Here is a 15,814-nt window from a genome sequence, read left to right as displayed (position 1 = left end):
GAGTCGTTAATCGGCTCTTCTTATAAAAGTATGTGATATTTTTCACATGTATATGTGATTTATTTCACAAATCGGAGGAGAGGATTTCAATGAGCAAACCGAAAGTGGTTATTCTTGGCGCAGGTTACGGTGGTCTGGTCACAGCTATTAGGCTTCAGAAGCAGATGAAAGCAAGTGAGATGGATGTAACTTTGGTGAACAAACATGACTATCACTACATGACGACGCATCTGCACATGCCGGCTGCTGGTACCGATCATCACGATAATGCCCGTGTGGCGATTGCGGATTTGATTGATGAGCGTAAGATTCAATTTGTGAAATCAACGGTAAGTCAAATTTTGCCCGAGGAAAAGAAGATTGTGCTCGGCGATAGGGACCTCTCCTACGATTATCTGGTTATTGGGCTGGGGAGTGAGACCGAGACATTCGGTATTCCTGGGATGAATGAATATGCGATGTCGATTAAGAGCATTAATAGCGTACGCTTTATTCGCCAGCATATTGAATATATGTTTGCCAAGTCAAAAATGGAGCCAAAGAGGAAAGAGTACCTCACCTTTGTGGTTGGGGGCGCAGGCTTCACTGGAACAGAGTTTGTGGGGGAACTGGCGGATCGGATTCCTGTGCTGAGCAGGACCTATGACGTCGACCCGTCCACTGTGAAAATCATCAATATCGAAGCCTCCCCATCGGCGCTGCCTCCTGGTCTACCTGAAGATCTTGTCGAGTATGGCATGGAAGTCATGCGCCGCAAAGGTGTTCAATATAAACTATCCACACCAATTAAGGAGTGCACGCCAGATGGCGTTATTTTGGGCAATGGCGAGTTCATTCGTGCAGGCACCGTTGTTTGGTCGGGAGGCATTCGCGGGAATTCCTTGTTACAGCAGGCGGGATTCGATGTACAGCGGGGAAGAGTCAAAGTGGACGAGTGCTTGCGCTCCTACCAGTATCCGGATGTATTTATTACAGGTGATTGCTCCATTGTGATGAGCCCTAAGGGGACGCCTTATCCGGCAAATGCCCAAATTGCCGTTCAGCAAGGCTACAACGTAGCGAGAAATCTCCTTTATGCCGTTCGCGGCCGCGACCTTAAGCCCTTCGCATACGATTTCAAAGGAACCGTGGCTTCCTTGGGCAGAGGAGAGGCAGTGGGCCTACTCAAAGTGAAGAAAGTCAAAGGGAAATTCGCAGCTCTCCTGAAAAAAGTCATCGATGCTCGCTATTTATACCTCATTGGCGGCATCCCGCTCATATGGAAAAAAATGATTTTCAAACAAAAAACAACAGCCCGCAATTATCACGTGCCGAATTGAATAAGATGAAGAGCAAAAACTGGATAGAGAAGATCAGAAACTAATCTGACTATCTCTCCAGTTTTACCTTTTTATAGACTATAGAGCTCCTTTTAGCTGAAATTGTTGTATTTATTGCAATATTCGCGTGGAAAACGCCGATTAGCTTGCGTAAATTTGTACAACATAAAACATTACACGAATAAGCAAATGCTACAACATATACGTCTTGAGCGTACCATGCGTTGCATCAACCAATACAAACAAATTCGACCAAGGACGTCATAAGCCGTGTATGTTTGTCATGCACTTGTAGTCAGAGCTTCTTTTGTAGTCACAGCTTCTTCCGTGTTCGTCAGCACTTCTTTTCTCATGAACCAGCAAGCTATGAAAGCTACAATGGCGAAAATGATGCCTATAGCAAAAATGTGTTGGAACGCCTCTGCAAATACCATTTTGATCCGCAGTAGTAGGTCTGCTGAGAGCCCTTGTGGGATACCACCATTAAGGATTGTCTGTGCAGTTCCTTCTGGAAATTGGTCCGATAATCCGGATAAACCACTGGCGATATTTCTGGAAAGCAAACTGCCGAAGATACTGAATCCTAGCGTGGTACCAATGGCCTGGAACAGCTGCACCGTTGCCACTCCAACTCCGCTGTGTTCTTTCGCTACGGACTCCTGCACGATCAAATTGTCTGAACCGAATAGAACGCCGATCCCAAGCCCCAAAATGAAGAACGCTACGATAATATAGATAACTGTTGTGTCAACATGTATGCGTGATAGCAGTACATAGCTTACGATCGGGAAGATAAACGATACAATGAAGAGATTCTTGTAGGCGATCTTCGTTATGAGATTACCGCAAAGGATACTCGCCGGAATGGCGCCTGCCATGAAGGCCAGCGACAAGTAACCGGATGCGGTGGGCGACATACCTATGACATTCTGAGCAAAAAATGGGAATCCCGACATGCCTCCCATGACACCAAGCATGGTGAGGAACACGATACAAGACAACACTACGACTGACCGATTTCTGAAGAGAACAAGCGGAATGATCGGCTCCTTGGCTTTCGATTCGATTCGGATAAAGAGTATGGTAAGAGCTGCGAATAATACCAATAAGCCGATAATAACTGGGGACGACCACGTATAGCCTTTGATGTCGATCAAGACCGGAGCCAGAAGAAGTGAGAGCATGGCAAGAACGAGTGTAAAGGCCCCTGCCCAGTCAATGGATTTTTTCTCGGTGCGGACCGCTTCACGCAAGCCTTTGGAAACGATAAAGGCAGCGATTAGTCCTATAGGAATGTTGATCAGAAAGATCCAATGCCAGCTCACATAGCTTACGAAATACCCGCCAATCGTAGGTCCGATCAGCTGTGGCAGAATCAATAACGGACCGACAAGGCTCTGGACCTTGGCTCGCTGCTCTAGCGGAAATGTATCGCCAATGATAATCATGGCCAAAGGCATGAGTCCACCGGCTCCGATTCCTTGAATACCTCTTCCGATTAGAAGTGTGGTCATCGAATCAGCGAGTCCACTGATGATGGATCCGACCATAAATAGCGCGACACAGCTTAAATAAATCTTCTTGCGGCCATAAATATCGGCAAGCTTGCCGAAGATCGGCATGAACATCGTAATCGAGAGCATGTAAATCCCTGCTACCCAGCCGTAAAGTGTCATGCCATGTAGATCACGAATAATGGTCGGCAGAGCCGTCGACACGACCGTTTGATCCAACTCTGAGAATACCAGGCCTAGCAGCAGGCCGAGTAGAACTAAAGTCTTGTTGTTTCCTTGCTTTTTCATGGTTACACCTCATCTTTAATTAAATTCCTCAACGCTTCTCTAAGCATAGATCTTCAAGGTGTTTCACTCATCCGGCGCAAGCTTTAAAGTGTTCTCGGTCTGGCGATGTAGTTTTTAAATATTAGTTTAACGTAAAAAAAGCCCTTTCGGGCTTTCTCGGCTTTGGTTGATATCACAGTTGGAGATGTTTCAATAAATCCATCCGATACTGTCTTGGTGTTACCCCTGTCCACTTCTTAAAGGCACTTTGAAAGGCACTTGGCTCTGAAAAGTGAAGAAGGTAAGCGACCTCTCCTATTTTATATTCCGGTTTAGCCAAATAACCAACAGCAAGCTCTCTTCGAGCCCGATTCATGATATCTTGATAGGTTGTATTTTCCTGCTTTAACCTTGCCTGAATGCTTCTAACACTCATTTTAAAAGCCATTGCTGTCTCTTTTAAACTTGGAAAAGGCATCGGCATGTCCTTGATGATCCAATTGTATAATTGGTCAGAAAATATTCGACCTTGCATGAGTCTGTGTCTGGTTTCCTCCGCGATAGCCTCGAAAGTCCCCAATAGCTTGGAGTCCGCTAATAAAATGGGGTATTCCAGAATGTCCTTGCTTATACGAATTGCATTCGAATCCTTACCAAACTGCGGCGTGATTCCTAATACCGATGTATACGCGTCAATCTTCGTGGAGAGAGCATGAGTGAAATGCACTTCTTTTAAAGAAATGTTTCTGCAGCTTAGCCTTATCATCAAATGATACAAAGAACTAGCCATATCCTCTATGCAATGTCGGGCCGGTTGCTTGTGAGGACGAGTGTAGGACAACCCGATGATAACGTCATTCTCTTCTATTTGCCAATTGATGTTGTATCCGTCACATACGATCATATTATATTTTTGAAAAGCAGCTAAGCCTTGGCCGATGGTTTTTGAGTGAAGCATCACATATCCTAGAATCCCCAAATCAGAAAGCTCTATGTTCTGACCCTGATGTAACCCGAACATGTCATCCGATGTAATGGCAGCGGCTAATTCCGTTATACGTTCGAAATCCTCTTCCGACAACCGAGCCTCGGTGTCATGAAGAATGGACTCATCGATATGTAGCCTTTTGAAAAAATCGTCTTTGTTATGTCCCTTGAACACAATCGCTTTGATAATCGGATAAACAAGGGATACAGATAACCCTGTGTAGTTGGGTGACAACTCCCGAGACCTCCTTTCTGCACATAAGAATAAGATTTTGGCATGTTTCATCATACTTTTCTAGCCCCAAATGGCTTATTCTTACTTTATCTTAACACGCACAGTGATCAAAGATGAATAAACAGAGTCACGAGGAGGCAGGAGCATGCAACCAAACATAGCCATTATTAACGGACATCCCTATGCCAAGAGCTATTGCACAGCGTTATCGGAGGCCTATAAGAAGGGTGCAATCGCTAGCGGCTCGGAAGTACGCAGCATTCATATAGGCTCTTTATCTTTTGAACCGAATTTGAAATATGGCTACCATCAACGGCTGGAGTTAGAAGAGGATTTGCTTGCGGCTCAAGAGACGATCCGTTGGGCGGATCATCTGGTGTTCATATATCCGATATGGTGGGGGACGGTCCCAGCGATCTTAAAGGGGTTCATCGATCGTGTATTTCTACCAGGCTTCGCCTATCGGAATCGTCCCAATTCCATGTTCTGGGACAAATTAATGAGTGGGAAGTCTGCCCGTCTCATAGTAACCATGGACACACCTTCCTGGTACTATCGGTGGGTGTACAAACAAGCAGGGCATCATGTCATGAAACGTGGGACCTTGCAATTTTGTGGAGTCAATCCCGTCAAGATTACAGAAATAAGTCCCGTTAAGTCTTCAACGGATAAGCAGCGTGAAAAGTGGCTGCAAGATGTTGAAAAGTTAGGTTTGAAGCGTTCATAGAAATGGAAGAAGACTGAAAAAATGCAGCTTGGAAGCTGTGTTTTTCAGTCATTGCTGCCCTTATGTTCACGAATCAACCGTATTAAATTTCAAATTCCCACTATTTCTAATATTCACTTTCACATTTAATGTCACTTTCAGCCGTGGATACCAGGTATTTCTCCATTCCTTTAATTGAGCATGAGAAAGATCATTACGGAAATATTGTCCATAACCAAATAAATCAGACTGATTTTCCTGTAGTTTGGCAAGCATGGCTTTAGCCCGCTTATTCAACAAGCTTTTGAGTTCTTCACTAATCAGTTCTTTACTGGAGTTACCCTTCGTCTCCAGAAGCATGCCAATGACCTTCATATCCGTATCCACTTGCGGTATATGGCCATCCCAATGATGACGATGTTTAAAATCCACATCGAGAAGAAGTACACTGGCATGTTCCATTACTTCTACATTAGCCCCCTGGAAATTACCTTTCATAATGTTGTATATTAGCGTATCATCTGATGAAATCGTTCCAACCATGACTCCCCGGCTCATGATGGCGGAACCATCTAACTTAAACATCGTACGCTCTCCAGGTTTAATGATAGGAAGAGCATAATCTTCCGTATGTGAAAAGCCCCCTCGAAACGCTTCCCATAAATACACAATAGAAGTATTGGGGGTCCAGCCAGCCAACTTGTTGAAATAATCATAGCTCGCAGTGCCCCCCTCCGCTCCGCCTTGCTCTTTTTTGTTTAACATTTCGATCAAATCACCTCTATATACAGAAACCAGCGCTTTAGGTGCAATGTCATGAGACCTAATGGCATATTCAAGCACTTCTTTTATACCAAACTTAGCGGTTTTTTCATCAATCATCAGAAGTTTGAGGTGCAGTAAATCAATACTGCTTTCTACATTTCCACGCATCCGATCCAACGCTTCACTAATCGTGGAGGCTTCCCCCGTTATGATTCGAGGCGTCATATTAGTGGAACTAGGTTGAGGCACTCGAAGCCCCACTTTATACGTTTTTGCGTCTGTTTGACTAATAGCCATCTCTACAGGCAATATCCTTTTATTAATATCCTTATTGTCCCAACAGCCTGATAACAGGGAAATAGCTAGGAGTACTAAGACTGAACGAAATATGTATGTCATCCTTAGTTAACTCGCCTCCTTTGCAGTGCGCCAATAATCCCAATTACGACTGGAAAGACAAAGATACTATAAGCTCGGAGACCAGTATCCAGCCAGATTAGGTGTTCGGTTTCATACCAATCTGGAATCAGAAAACTAAGAAAGTAGGCAATTATTGTAATAATTACACTCAACCACCTATTGGATAAGGGAACTACGATGCTCCGAAACATCTCAGCTAAGATCCATATTAAAACCGAACTATAAACAATTAGAAAAGCAATCATAGAAGTCGTGTAAAACAGCGTCATTCTCTCGAATATGGACCAACTCATATCGATCGTATCCATCCCTGTGTGAAGAGGAAATTGGAATTGAATGACAGTCTCTTGCCCGAAAATGAGAAGGGGGATATACACGGATGCCAAATATAAAGGAAACAAGCCAGCCATCAAAAGGATGAATACCTTGCGGCTGCGCGCGACATTTCGAAAATAAGGGTGAATCATACCCAAAAATAAAAACCCAGAAAAGGCAAAAAAACTGGAATAATAAGCAGGATGCTTGAAAAAATCAAAGTTAGTGTTCCAAATTGGGGATGCATTACGTATATCGAAATTTGACATGGAGCTGATGAGTGCTGCAAAAATCCAAGGTATGAATAAAACGGAGATAATGACACTTGTTCTGAGCACAGTCTTGATGCCATACCAGGCAGCAAACAAGCTCAAGAAGATAAAACAGAGTAAGGCCCATATCGGCGTTTTTGGTAAAAATACGATGGTCATCATTTCCGAATATACCCTGGAAACTAATGCTAGAGTCGCAAGAAAATATAACATGATTGGAATTAGAAGGATTCTTGACAGCCAGGGGCCTAATACTTGTTTACAGAATCTCAACGATCGTCATGTTAGGGAAAGATGACAGGCCTCTTAAATAGATCCACATCATAGTTCCTTCCAAAAGGCAGCCAATCAGTATAGCTTCCCAATGGCCTTTGCTTGTCGATTCAAATATTTTCTCAGGATAAATGAAAAATATCAGCCCGAAATGTACAGTGATGAAGGTTAGATAGACTGATATTTTATTAACCATCTTGGGGACCTTCCTTTACATTTACATTGACGTAGGCGACCTCAAATGTCGTGATAGAGGCCATATAGATGGACAGCCAGATGATTCCGCCAATCGTACCAAGAACACCAAAAATAGCACTAAAGACAAGCAAAACATATTTGGATATTCGAATAAACAGGGCATTTTGTACCCCGTTCAATGTAAAATTCGCTAAAGCGGAAGCTGCCAAAACAATAATGAATAGATTACTTACCAATTTGGCGCTTACAACAGCTTGCCCGAGAATAATACCACCCACTGTCGTTATGGAGGGACCTATACTTTTGGGAAGACGAATACTGGCTTCAATCAGCATTTCCAGAACAATTAACATAAATAAAACTTCCAATAAGGCCGAATAGGGTACCCCTTCACGGCTCTGGGCAACGGACAATGCTAGCTGGATTCGGAGCACCTCTGGATTCACAGAGACCAAAGATACATATAGAGCAGGCAAGACCAAAGCGATAAACATGCCCATTATTCGAAGCATTCGAATGGTAATCATTGTAATCTTAGGGAAGTTACGATCGGAGTTAACGCACCAGAGATCTGTAATGATAACAGGCATAACGAAAGCGTACGGAAGCCCTTCGATAAACAGGATAACACGGCCATTTTTCAGATGGTCTGCCGCTTCTGCCGGTCGCTCAGAAGTTAGACATGGGGAAATAAGACTGAAATTCCCTTCTCCCAATACCTTGATGATTTCCTGCAAATGGCTAAATTCCTTGACTTTATTTGCCTCCAGCTTCTTCATTAAGGATGAAAGCAGCTTATGGTTAACAGAGTCGGATAAATAAGCTAAGGTGGTTCTTTTGGGTTGTTTTGTCCCCATCATCAAAGAATTCATAGTTAGTAGTGGGGATCGTAGCTCTTCGCGGATCAACGCCATATTGGTATCCAAATCCTCATTAAATGCTCCAAAGGAAGACTCAATCACATTCTCATTTTGTGGAACATTTATCGTTCTCTTAATCGTTGATGGCACGGGCTTGATAACAAAATTTCTTATAGGGTTCTCGAGTAAATAAATAACTAAATTCCCTTCCAATAAGCTGCTCATCTGCATGTCGTAAGTAGTGTTTAATTGGCCATTCAATAGGCTTATTTGTTGAAGCCAATCATTGATCGGACTGGACTCCATCCAAGATAATAATTGGTTCGTATGTGCCAAATTAACAAATGGGCGAAAATAACAAAATACAACTTCCTGATCCAAAAGTTGCTTTTGTTCCATCACAAAATCGCTATTTGATTCGAATTGAAGTTTCAGTCTGGCCATATCCGTTGTTTCTGGCAGATTCATGTTATATCACCTGAGAGTAGGTTTCCTTGGAAAACGGAAATTTATTCCTTGTACCATGACTGAAAAAAAGGGGCTGTGGAGTGGTAGCTTGATTTACATTGACGTTTTCCAAATTATGGATTATACTCAGGCGAGTTAGTACCAGGTACTAATTTTTGGGGAGGTATTTGAATGAAGTACTTTATTATTACTGGGACATCTAGAGGTTTAGGTGAAGCACTTGCTCGTAGACTTCTATCCACTGAACATCATTTGCTGTGTATTTCCAGAAATAGGAATGTGGGTTTGATGGCTGAGAGTGAGCAGATTGATTACTTTGAATTTGATCTAAATGATATCGATCAAGTGGATAGTCTGATGAGGGATGTATGTAATAAAATCGATGAAAGTAAAGCCGAAGCCATATACCTAATCAATAATGCTGCAGTTGTAACCCCGTTATCCAGTATTGAGCATGGAAGTACTGAAGAGTTGACTACGAATGTCCATGTTAATTTGCTGGCCCCAATCCTTTTAACCTCCTTGTTCATACGGTTTTCCCAACACCTTCGGATTCCAAAACGTGTATTAAATGTTTCCTCCATGTCCTCGAAAAATCATCTTTCTGGTATGAGTGTTTATTCAGCAGCCAAAGCTGGCCTAGATGTCTTCTCAAAATGTGTTGGGAAAGAGCAAGGAGATGGTGCCTTTGCAGTTAAAGTACTATCTGTTTGGCCGGGGATGATTGACACTTCCTTACAGGAAGAAGCACGAAGTGCCAATAAAAATGTTTTTGCCGCCTCTGAACTATTTAATAGGGTAAAGGATAAAGGGATGCTCGCCTCACCTGCGACTATTGCCGAGAAGTTAGTGGATTTATTACTTAGTGACCAATTTGCCCAAGGTATTGTCGTTGAAGAGCTTTGAAAATCCAAAATGAAAGAAGATGTAAATTTGGAAATTACCTCTCGCCGTAAGAAGCTTCTAGCTGTTTATGCTGTCGTTATCATCATTTTTTGCTTTCTTGCCGTTCCTGTTGATTATTTCCAAATATCGAATAGTCCGTTTCCTTTTCCTGAAAAACAAGGTTATGTACAAAGTACAACTTTACACAGATGTGTAAACGAATGTTTCAACATTTCGTCGGGAATTATCATTATAATCCAATATTTTCTTTCACTTTGCTCCAATAATAACTCAATGCATTAACAAATGTTTAAAAAACCACGATGTAGTAAGAGAATGGTAGTAAATCAATGAATCGTATGATTGTAAGCGAATTATTGAGTGAATGTGGTGGTTGGAGTTATATTTTTAAGTTTTTTCAATCCTTTACTATGCTGCAAGAAGAGAGTAGTATTCAACTCGTACGTTATAGTTGAATATTTCGCTTAATTTTCTTATTAGAAAAGCGGGGGAACCACAAGTTTCATGGGGTGAGTAAAGGTGCTTAAGTGTATGGCACCATTTAGGGCAGATTCTCGCGGCCCGAACCCGACAGCTAACCTCGTAAGCGACCGTGGGAAGGAGAACATGTGTATAAACACAAGGTCTATCCTTGTGTTTTTTTGCGTCCTAAAACGCAAGTTTATGTCAGATATTAGGTTTAATTGGGGGAACTAGCACGAATGACAAGCGACTCATTGAAAAAAATTATGTTTGGCAAACCGCTTAAATCCAGCGAAATTGAATCTGAAAAAATGCAGGTTTGGAAAGGACTGCCGATCCTATCCTCGGATGCCTTATCGTCAGTTGCCTACGGGACTGAGCAGATTCTTTTAGAACTCGCGACTGTTGGGATTGCCGCTTTTGCGTTCTCTTTGCCCATTGCGATATCCATTATCGCTCTCATTATGCTGCTAGTTTTGAGCTATAGACAAGTGATAGAGGCCTATCCGCAAGGTGGCGGAGCCTATATGGTTTCCAAAGAAAACCTAGGTATGGTGTGGGGGAGGCTGACTGGGGTTTCGCTGCTTATTGACTACACACTCACCGTTGCCGTTTCGATCTCTGCCGGTGTGCAGGCGATTACTTCAGCTTTTCCCTCGGCGGTGCCATATATTGTTCCGATTACTTTAGTTCTTGTGTGGATCATGGTTTGGCTTAATTTGCGAGGAACTTCGGAATCAGGTACGATTTTCGCTATTCCAACGTACTTTTTTATTCTTTGTATTTTGCTGCTAGTGGGCAAAGGCATATACGATATGCTGACGGGATCCATTAATACGCATCCCATTGCATTTGCTCCGAGTTCAATGACGAGCTCATTAACGTTATTCGTCCTTTTAAAAGCATTTTCCTCCGGGTGTTCAGCCGTGACAGGAATCGAGGCCATCTCCGATGCCGTGCCGCATTTCCGCTCACCGTCCGTGCAGAACGCGAAGCGCACGTTAGTATCCTTAGGGACACTTTTGGCTATCGTGTTTGGAGGCGTAACGGTGTTAGCTTTGGGTTATGGTATTGTACCTGATCCTAATGGCCATACATCCGTATTATCGATGGTGACAGAGCAGGCTTTTGGTCGTGGGGCGATGTACTACGCAACTCAAATTGGTACCATGCTCATTCTGGTTTTGGCTGCTAATACTAGCTTCAACGGGTTTCCAATCTTAGCATCCATTATGGCACAGGATAAAAACTTCCCGCGTATGTTCTCATTCCGAGGAGACCGTCTTTCGTTTCATTATGGTATTATCACACTTGGTGTGCTTGCCAGTATTCTTCTGATTGGTTTCAAAGGTAAGACCGATGCACTCATTCCTCTATATGCGATAGGCGTGTTTTTATCTTTTACACTTGCGCAAGGCGGCTTGGTTCGTAAATGGTTGAGAGAGCGAGTGAAAGGTTGGATCGGAAAGCTGCTCATCAATGGTTTAGGCGGGATCGTTTCTCTAGCTGTTTTACTTATATTTTCTATAACTAAATTTACCGAAGGTGCATGGATTGTTATTATTATAACCCCGCTGCTGCTTTGGTTAATTACGAAAATTAGTCATCACTACGATGATGTAGCGAAGCAATTGCGTATTGATATAACGATTGAGCGGGTTTGCACGAAGGAACCTTTGATTATTGTGCCTGTGGCGGGCATTCATCGGGTTGTGGCACAGTCCTTGAACTATGCGAAATCGTTGTCGCCAAATGTGATTGCCTTCTACGTATCATTCTCAGATGAAGATGAAGAATTGATGCAGGAGAAGTGGGATAAGTGGGATCCCGGCGTTCGATTGGTTGTTTTTAAATCACGTTATCGGACGATACTGAAGCCTCTGGCTGAATTTATTGAGAGAATTGACACGCATGTTTCGGAAAAACAAAACATTATGGTCATTTTACCGCAATTTATGCCGAAAAAATGGTGGCATCGATTGCTCCATAACCAGTCTGCTGCACGCATTCGTTCGAAGCTGCAAGCCGATAAAGATATCGTCGTGGCGACGGTACCGTATCATTTGCATGAGTAGAAGTGGTACAATAAAGGGGAGAAACTGAACTGAGGTGAACCCATTATGGCTAAGAAAAAATGGTCGTCTACTCCTGCTGTAACCAGCGTGCAAGATAAACCTGCAACACTTAAGGATTTACTGCGTCCGGAAATACTTGAAGGACTCAAAGCGCAGGCTGATGCCATGAAAGCAGAGGAACAAGCGAAGAAAGATGCAGAGAGAGCGAAGGCGGAAGCTGCTCGCAAAGCAGAAGAAAAGCGGCTTGAGAATGATTTTGGACATCTGCTCAGTAAGAGCAGTCTGGATTGGCGTAAGCACAAATGAGGGAGCGCACAGTGTGCCTCCTTTTCTTTCTTTTTGCAATGATAGCGCTGTCATCCTGTGAGGTGGGCAATAGAGAGGCAGCTCAAGGGACTGCTGAGGTAAGTGGTGCACCGGTAGCGACAACAATACCACCACCAATTTCAACACCAATAGAAACACCAATGACAACAAATATATCAAAAGAAATATCAAAAGAAATATCAAAAGAGACACCAATACCAACAGCAATAGAAACACCAAAAGAGACCACGGCGGTATCTGCAACAGCCCCAACAGCAATGGATACACTGACGATTCCATCGTCGGAGCCAAGCGACCCAAGTTCATTGGCTATTCCGGCTTTTTTGTCTTTGGAAAAGACCTTGATCGAGCGTTACGGAAACGCTAAACCAAAGAAATGGGGCGAAAATGTCCCTGGTGTTCGGACACATCTTACTACGAAGGAACAAGTGATTGCGCTGACTTTTGACGCATGTGGGGGGAAGGAGGGCAGTGGGTACGATGAGAAGTTGATCAACTATTTGATCAAGGAGAACATCCCGGCTACCTTATTTATCAATGCGAGATGGATAACGGCCAATAAGGACATATTTGCCAAATTAGCCGCAAACCCACTGTTTGAGATTGAAAATCATGGGACTGAGCATAGGCCCTTGTCCGTAAATGGCAAGTTGGCGTATGGCATCGCGGGAACCAAGAATGTGAATGAAGTTATTCATGAAGTGAAAGACAATGCTGACCAGATCGAGAAGCTGACTGGACGGCGTCCTTTATTTTTTCGTTCGGGCACAGCCTATTATGATGATATTGCAGCAGGAGTTGTTCATGATTTAGGCTTTCAGTTGGCTGGTTACAATGTACTCGGAGACGCTGGAGCGACTTATAACACGGAGCAGGTCTACAAAGCGCTGCTAAAAGCCCGAAGCGGTTCTATCGTACTAGCTCATATGAATCACCCAGAGAAAGATACGGCAGAAGGTATTATGAAAGCTATTCCTGAGCTTCAAAAAGCGGGCTACCGCTTCGTTCTTTTAACTTCCTATACATTAAACTAAGCGATAGCTGCAGCAGCTATCGTTTTTTCATTTCAAAAAATTCACAAACCTCTCGATCATAATACGTCAAATCACTAACACGAGTTTGTACGACAACCGTTTTTTCACTGAAACGCAATACAACCGCATTCGAATCTACAATGTGATCATCTTTGAAAACACGGACGACAGCCTGTCTTTCAACAGCATCTTGAAAATCTGTATCCGTTACTAAGCGTTCATTTCTAGCCATCCTCGGCATTCCCCTAACTTGGTTAAAATAGTTCTTCTATTGTACCACAAGGTGTCGCTCAACCCGAATTCACACGAACTCCTCCGCCCAGCCTAGCATACAATGTAGCACCAAATGCTGTATGGGCAGAGAGGATGCGTGATCTAGGGTGGACATTCAATTATTGCCGATTCATTGGGTCTATTTAGTATTTATCGGTTTTATTCTTACCCTTTTAATCAAGCGCAGAGATACAACGATGATTTGCGTGGTTGGTATTTTCGCGCTTGGCTTGCTGGCAACGGAAACGTTGAGCGGCTCCGTTTCCGGTATTTTCAACAGCTTCATTTATGCGACCAAAGAGCTGATGGGTACCATCATGATCATCTCTATAATTGTAGCAATGAGCCGCGTGCTCATTCGAACAGGCATTAATGAAATCATGGTCGCTCCGCTAACCCGCTTTCTGCGAACGCCTGCTTTAGCTTTCTGGGGTATCGGTATCATTATGATGGTGACGTCATGGTTTTTCTGGCCGTCTCCCGGTGTTGCGCTCATTGGTGCTGTTCTGTTGCCTGTGGCCGTCCGCGTTGGTCTGCCAGCGCTAGGTGCGGCTATGGCAATGAACTTATTCGGACATGGGATTGCGCTTTCGGGGGATTACATTATACAGGGAGCTCCTAAATTAACAGCAGATGCAGCTGGATTACCGGTGACTGCCGTCATGGAGGCAAGCATTCCGCTGGTTATCGTGATGGGGCTTGTCACGACGATCACCGCTTTTTGGATGATGCGGCGGGACATGAAGAACGGGACGTGGCGAAATGGCCTCGTGGCGAGTGGTCCAGGGGATAGCGGTTCACTTATTTCGGCTACTTGGCAGGCCAAGGTCAATTTAGCGCCACGTCTGAAAAAGACTTTGGCAATTATGATTCCTCTACTCTTCGCCTTAGACGTAATTGCGATGTTCGTGCTTGATCTGCAAGGGGGAGATGCGACAGCGCTCGTTGGGGGCACCGCCGTATTCATTCTCATTGCGGTGACGCTGCTCGCGCATCGGAATCAAGGACTAGAACAAACGACCTCCTACCTCATCGAAGGTTTTGTATTCGGTTTCAAAGTATTCGGCCCCGTGATCCCGATCGCCGCTTTCTTCTACCTAGGCGACTCCGCGTTCGCGGAGCTGTTTGGCAAAGTACTTCCGCAAGGCTCGCACGGGATCGTGAACGATCTGGGTGTGGCACTCGCGGGGCAAGTGCCGCTGAACGGCGCGGTCGGTGCCGTGACGCTTACCGTCGTAGGCGCCATAACGGGCCTCGACGGCTCCGGCTTCTCCGGAATCTCCCTCGCGGGCTCGATTGCGCAGCTCTTCGCAACCGCCATTGGCTCCGGCGCGGCTGTGCTCACAGCGCTCGGCCAAGTGGCCGCCATCTGGGTCGGCGGCGGCACGTTGATTCCGTGGGCGCTGATTCCAGCAGCAGCCATCTGCGGCGTGAGTCCGTTCGAGCTGGCGCGACGGAATCTGCTGCCTGTGCTCATCGGCCTCGCGGTGACGACGGTCGTGGCGATGTTTTTGGTGTAGACTAGGCATAGGCATCTAACCCGTTACATCTGTGGAAGTGTCCATGGGTGTGGCGGGTTTTTATGTCTTGGGTGGTACCCAAACCACCCAAACCGTCAAAACTATCAAAACTATCAAAACCATCAAAACCATCAAAACCCGTCAACCCCATCAACCCCGTCAAAACTGTCAAACTCACCCGGCATTAGCACTTTTGAAGCAAAATTGTATGTCTGTAAACAAGAAGATGTAAAAAGTGCAGCAAAATACAGTAATTTTCCGCTTTGAGTAATAATAATGTATTTTGTGCGTTTGAGGAGCCGAAAAGCGAGCCGAAAGCGCCTTTGTGGCGCTCTCAGGCGGTGGTGAGGTTTGTTATAGCGCTGAGAGCGCCGAAAGGCGCTTAAAGCTGTAGGTTTTGAAGTTTTGTGAGTTTGGTGGCGGATGGCGGCGCCTGAGAGAACTTGTATGGGACGAGTTTGCAGCAACTTTGATCTGGCCCCCAAATCTTTCTTGGGATGTCTAATTCAGCGATATCGCAAGACAAGCGCAGGAAGTATCGCCAATTTCCTATACAATGAACGGAAAACGTACGGGATCGGAGTTGCCTATTGCCCACTTTAAGCAGTAAGCTTACAT

16 protein-coding genes and 1 riboswitch are annotated in these 15,814 nt (G+C 44.4%); of the genes, 7 read left to right on the top strand and 9 right to left on the bottom strand.

What is annotated here, in order from left to right; genetic code table 11:
• Positions 1–89: 89 nt before the first annotated feature.
• The gene (locus tag QFZ81_RS30980; protein ID WP_307605744.1) at positions 90–1,319 is read left to right on the top strand and encodes an NAD(P)/FAD-dependent oxidoreductase; all 1,230 of its coding nucleotides are present in this window, start codon (positions 90–92) and stop codon (positions 1,317–1,319) included.
• Positions 1,320–1,600: 281 nt separating this feature from the next.
• Here QFZ81_RS30980 and QFZ81_RS30975 read toward each other — a convergent pair whose 3' ends face one another.
• Both QFZ81_RS30975 and QFZ81_RS30970 read right to left on the bottom strand, forming a co-directional pair.
• Entirely contained in the window at positions 1,601–3,121 is a 1,521-nt protein-coding gene (locus tag QFZ81_RS30975; RefSeq protein ID WP_307605743.1) for an MDR family MFS transporter, read from the bottom strand.
• A 172-nt stretch (positions 3,122–3,293) separates the two neighbouring features.
• Positions 3,294–4,322, bottom strand: coding sequence for an AraC family transcriptional regulator (locus QFZ81_RS30970; protein WP_307605742.1), 1,029 nt, complete (start codon positions 4,320–4,322; stop codon positions 3,294–3,296).
• 145 nt (positions 4,323–4,467) lie between these two features.
• Here QFZ81_RS30970 and QFZ81_RS30965 point away from each other — a divergent pair, with 145 nt between their 5' ends.
• Positions 4,468–5,049, top strand: coding sequence for an NAD(P)H-dependent oxidoreductase (locus QFZ81_RS30965; protein ID WP_307438273.1), 582 nt, complete (start codon positions 4,468–4,470; stop codon positions 5,047–5,049).
• Between the two features lie 66 nt (positions 5,050–5,115).
• On the opposite strand, the gene QFZ81_RS30960 is transcribed toward QFZ81_RS30965, so the two are convergent.
• The 4 genes from QFZ81_RS30960 to QFZ81_RS30945 are packed head-to-tail and all read right to left on the bottom strand — an operon-like array spanning position 5,116 to position 8,599.
• Positions 5,116–6,192, bottom strand: coding sequence for a Ger(x)C family spore germination protein (locus QFZ81_RS30960; protein WP_307438275.1), 1,077 nt, complete (start codon positions 6,190–6,192; stop codon positions 5,116–5,118).
• Between the two features lie 2 nt (positions 6,193–6,194).
• On the bottom strand, positions 6,195–7,013 hold the full coding sequence (locus QFZ81_RS30955) for a GerAB/ArcD/ProY family transporter (RefSeq protein ID WP_307605741.1): 819 nt from the start codon (positions 7,011–7,013) through the stop codon (positions 6,195–6,197).
• 46 nt (positions 7,014–7,059) lie between these two features.
• The gene (locus QFZ81_RS30950; RefSeq protein ID WP_307605740.1) at positions 7,060–7,269 is read right to left on the bottom strand and encodes a hypothetical protein; all 210 of its coding nucleotides are present in this window, start codon (positions 7,267–7,269) and stop codon (positions 7,060–7,062) included.
• Positions 7,262–8,599: a spore germination protein gene (locus QFZ81_RS30945; protein ID WP_307605739.1), complete on the bottom strand. Its 1,338-nt coding sequence runs from the start codon at positions 8,597–8,599 to the stop codon at positions 7,262–7,264. Before QFZ81_RS30945 ends, QFZ81_RS30950 begins: the two co-directional genes overlap by 8 nt.
• Positions 8,600–8,770: 171 nt before the next feature.
• Here QFZ81_RS30945 and QFZ81_RS30940 point away from each other — a divergent pair, with 171 nt between their 5' ends.
• The 3 genes from QFZ81_RS30940 (at position 8,771) to QFZ81_RS30930 (ending at position 12,348) form a co-directional block, all read left to right on the top strand.
• Entirely contained in the window at positions 8,771–9,505 is a 735-nt protein-coding gene (locus tag QFZ81_RS30940) for a (S)-benzoin forming benzil reductase (protein ID WP_307438280.1), read from the top strand.
• A 451-nt stretch (positions 9,506–9,956) separates the two neighbouring features.
• A riboswitch (cyclic di-AMP (ydaO/yuaA leader) is annotated at positions 9,957–10,109 on the top strand.
• A 97-nt stretch (positions 10,110–10,206) separates the two neighbouring features.
• Positions 10,207–12,042, top strand: a complete 1,836-nt coding sequence (locus tag QFZ81_RS30935) for an APC family permease (RefSeq protein ID WP_307438282.1) — start codon at positions 10,207–10,209, stop codon at positions 12,040–12,042.
• Positions 12,043–12,087: 45 nt separating this feature from the next.
• Positions 12,088–12,348 (top strand): YqkE family protein, encoded by a 261-nt coding sequence (locus tag QFZ81_RS30930; RefSeq protein ID WP_057304082.1) that lies wholly within the window; start codon positions 12,088–12,090, stop codon positions 12,346–12,348.
• 82 nt (positions 12,349–12,430) lie between these two features.
• On the opposite strand, the gene QFZ81_RS30925 is transcribed toward QFZ81_RS30930, so the two are convergent.
• On the bottom strand, positions 12,431–12,598 hold the full coding sequence (locus QFZ81_RS30925; RefSeq protein ID WP_307605738.1) for a hypothetical protein: 168 nt from the start codon (positions 12,596–12,598) through the stop codon (positions 12,431–12,433).
• A 28-nt stretch (positions 12,599–12,626) separates the two neighbouring features.
• Here QFZ81_RS30925 and QFZ81_RS30920 point away from each other — a divergent pair, with 28 nt between their 5' ends.
• Complete coding sequence (locus QFZ81_RS30920) at positions 12,627–13,403, top strand: polysaccharide deacetylase family protein (protein ID WP_307605737.1); 777 nt, start codon at positions 12,627–12,629, stop codon at positions 13,401–13,403.
• A 16-nt stretch (positions 13,404–13,419) separates the two neighbouring features.
• On the opposite strand, the gene QFZ81_RS30915 is transcribed toward QFZ81_RS30920, so the two are convergent.
• Positions 13,420–13,635: a hypothetical protein gene (locus tag QFZ81_RS30915; protein ID WP_307438289.1), complete on the bottom strand. Its 216-nt coding sequence runs from the start codon at positions 13,633–13,635 to the stop codon at positions 13,420–13,422.
• Between the two features lie 148 nt (positions 13,636–13,783).
• Here QFZ81_RS30915 and QFZ81_RS30910 point away from each other — a divergent pair, with 148 nt between their 5' ends.
• Positions 13,784–15,196, top strand: coding sequence for a hypothetical protein (locus QFZ81_RS30910; RefSeq protein WP_307605736.1), 1,413 nt, complete (start codon positions 13,784–13,786; stop codon positions 15,194–15,196).
• A 1-nt stretch (position 15,197) separates the two neighbouring features.
• Here the strand turns inward: QFZ81_RS30910 and QFZ81_RS30905 are convergent, their stop codons facing one another.
• A complete protein-coding gene (locus QFZ81_RS30905; protein ID WP_307605735.1) occupies positions 15,198–15,341 on the bottom strand; it encodes a hypothetical protein in 144 nt (47 codons plus the stop codon).
• Positions 15,342–15,814: the final 473 nt, after the last annotated feature.

Source organism: Paenibacillus sp. V4I9 (assembly GCF_030817295.1).
Classification (GTDB): Bacteria; Bacillota; Bacilli; order Paenibacillales; family NBRC-103111; genus Paenibacillus_E.
The sequence above is the reverse complement of the archived record's forward strand: the minus strand, read 5'-3'. Positions and strand labels throughout refer to the sequence as shown.

Bases quoted from the DNA above. Each gene is read 5' to 3' on its own strand.
- QFZ81_RS30920 (WP_307605737.1), top strand. From the start codon at position 12,627: ATGGATACACTGACGATTCCATCGTCGGAGCCAAGCGACCCAAGTTCA.
- QFZ81_RS30940 (WP_307438280.1), top strand. From the start codon at position 8,771: ATGAAGTACTTTATTATTACTGGGACATCTAGAGGTTTAGGTGAAGCA.
- QFZ81_RS30945 (WP_307605739.1), bottom strand. From the start codon at position 8,599: ATGAATCTGCCAGAAACAACGGATATGGCCAGACTGAAACTTCAATTC.
- QFZ81_RS30930 (WP_057304082.1), top strand. From the start codon at position 12,088: ATGGCTAAGAAAAAATGGTCGTCTACTCCTGCTGTAACCAGCGTGCAA.
- QFZ81_RS30955 (WP_307605741.1), bottom strand. From the start codon at position 7,013: ATGTTATATTTTCTTGCGACTCTAGCATTAGTTTCCAGGGTATATTCG.
- QFZ81_RS30960 (WP_307438275.1), bottom strand. From the start codon at position 6,192: ATGACATACATATTTCGTTCAGTCTTAGTACTCCTAGCTATTTCCCTG.
- QFZ81_RS30975 (WP_307605743.1), bottom strand. From the start codon at position 3,121: ATGAAAAAGCAAGGAAACAACAAGACTTTAGTTCTACTCGGCCTGCTG.
- QFZ81_RS30965 (WP_307438273.1), top strand. From the start codon at position 4,468: ATGCAACCAAACATAGCCATTATTAACGGACATCCCTATGCCAAGAGC.
- QFZ81_RS30950 (WP_307605740.1), bottom strand. From the start codon at position 7,269: ATGGTTAATAAAATATCAGTCTATCTAACCTTCATCACTGTACATTTC.
- QFZ81_RS30915 (WP_307438289.1), bottom strand. From the start codon at position 13,635: ATGGCTAGAAATGAACGCTTAGTAACGGATACAGATTTTCAAGATGCT.
- QFZ81_RS30935 (WP_307438282.1), top strand. From the start codon at position 10,207: ATGACAAGCGACTCATTGAAAAAAATTATGTTTGGCAAACCGCTTAAA.
- QFZ81_RS30980 (WP_307605744.1), top strand. From the start codon at position 90: ATGAGCAAACCGAAAGTGGTTATTCTTGGCGCAGGTTACGGTGGTCTG.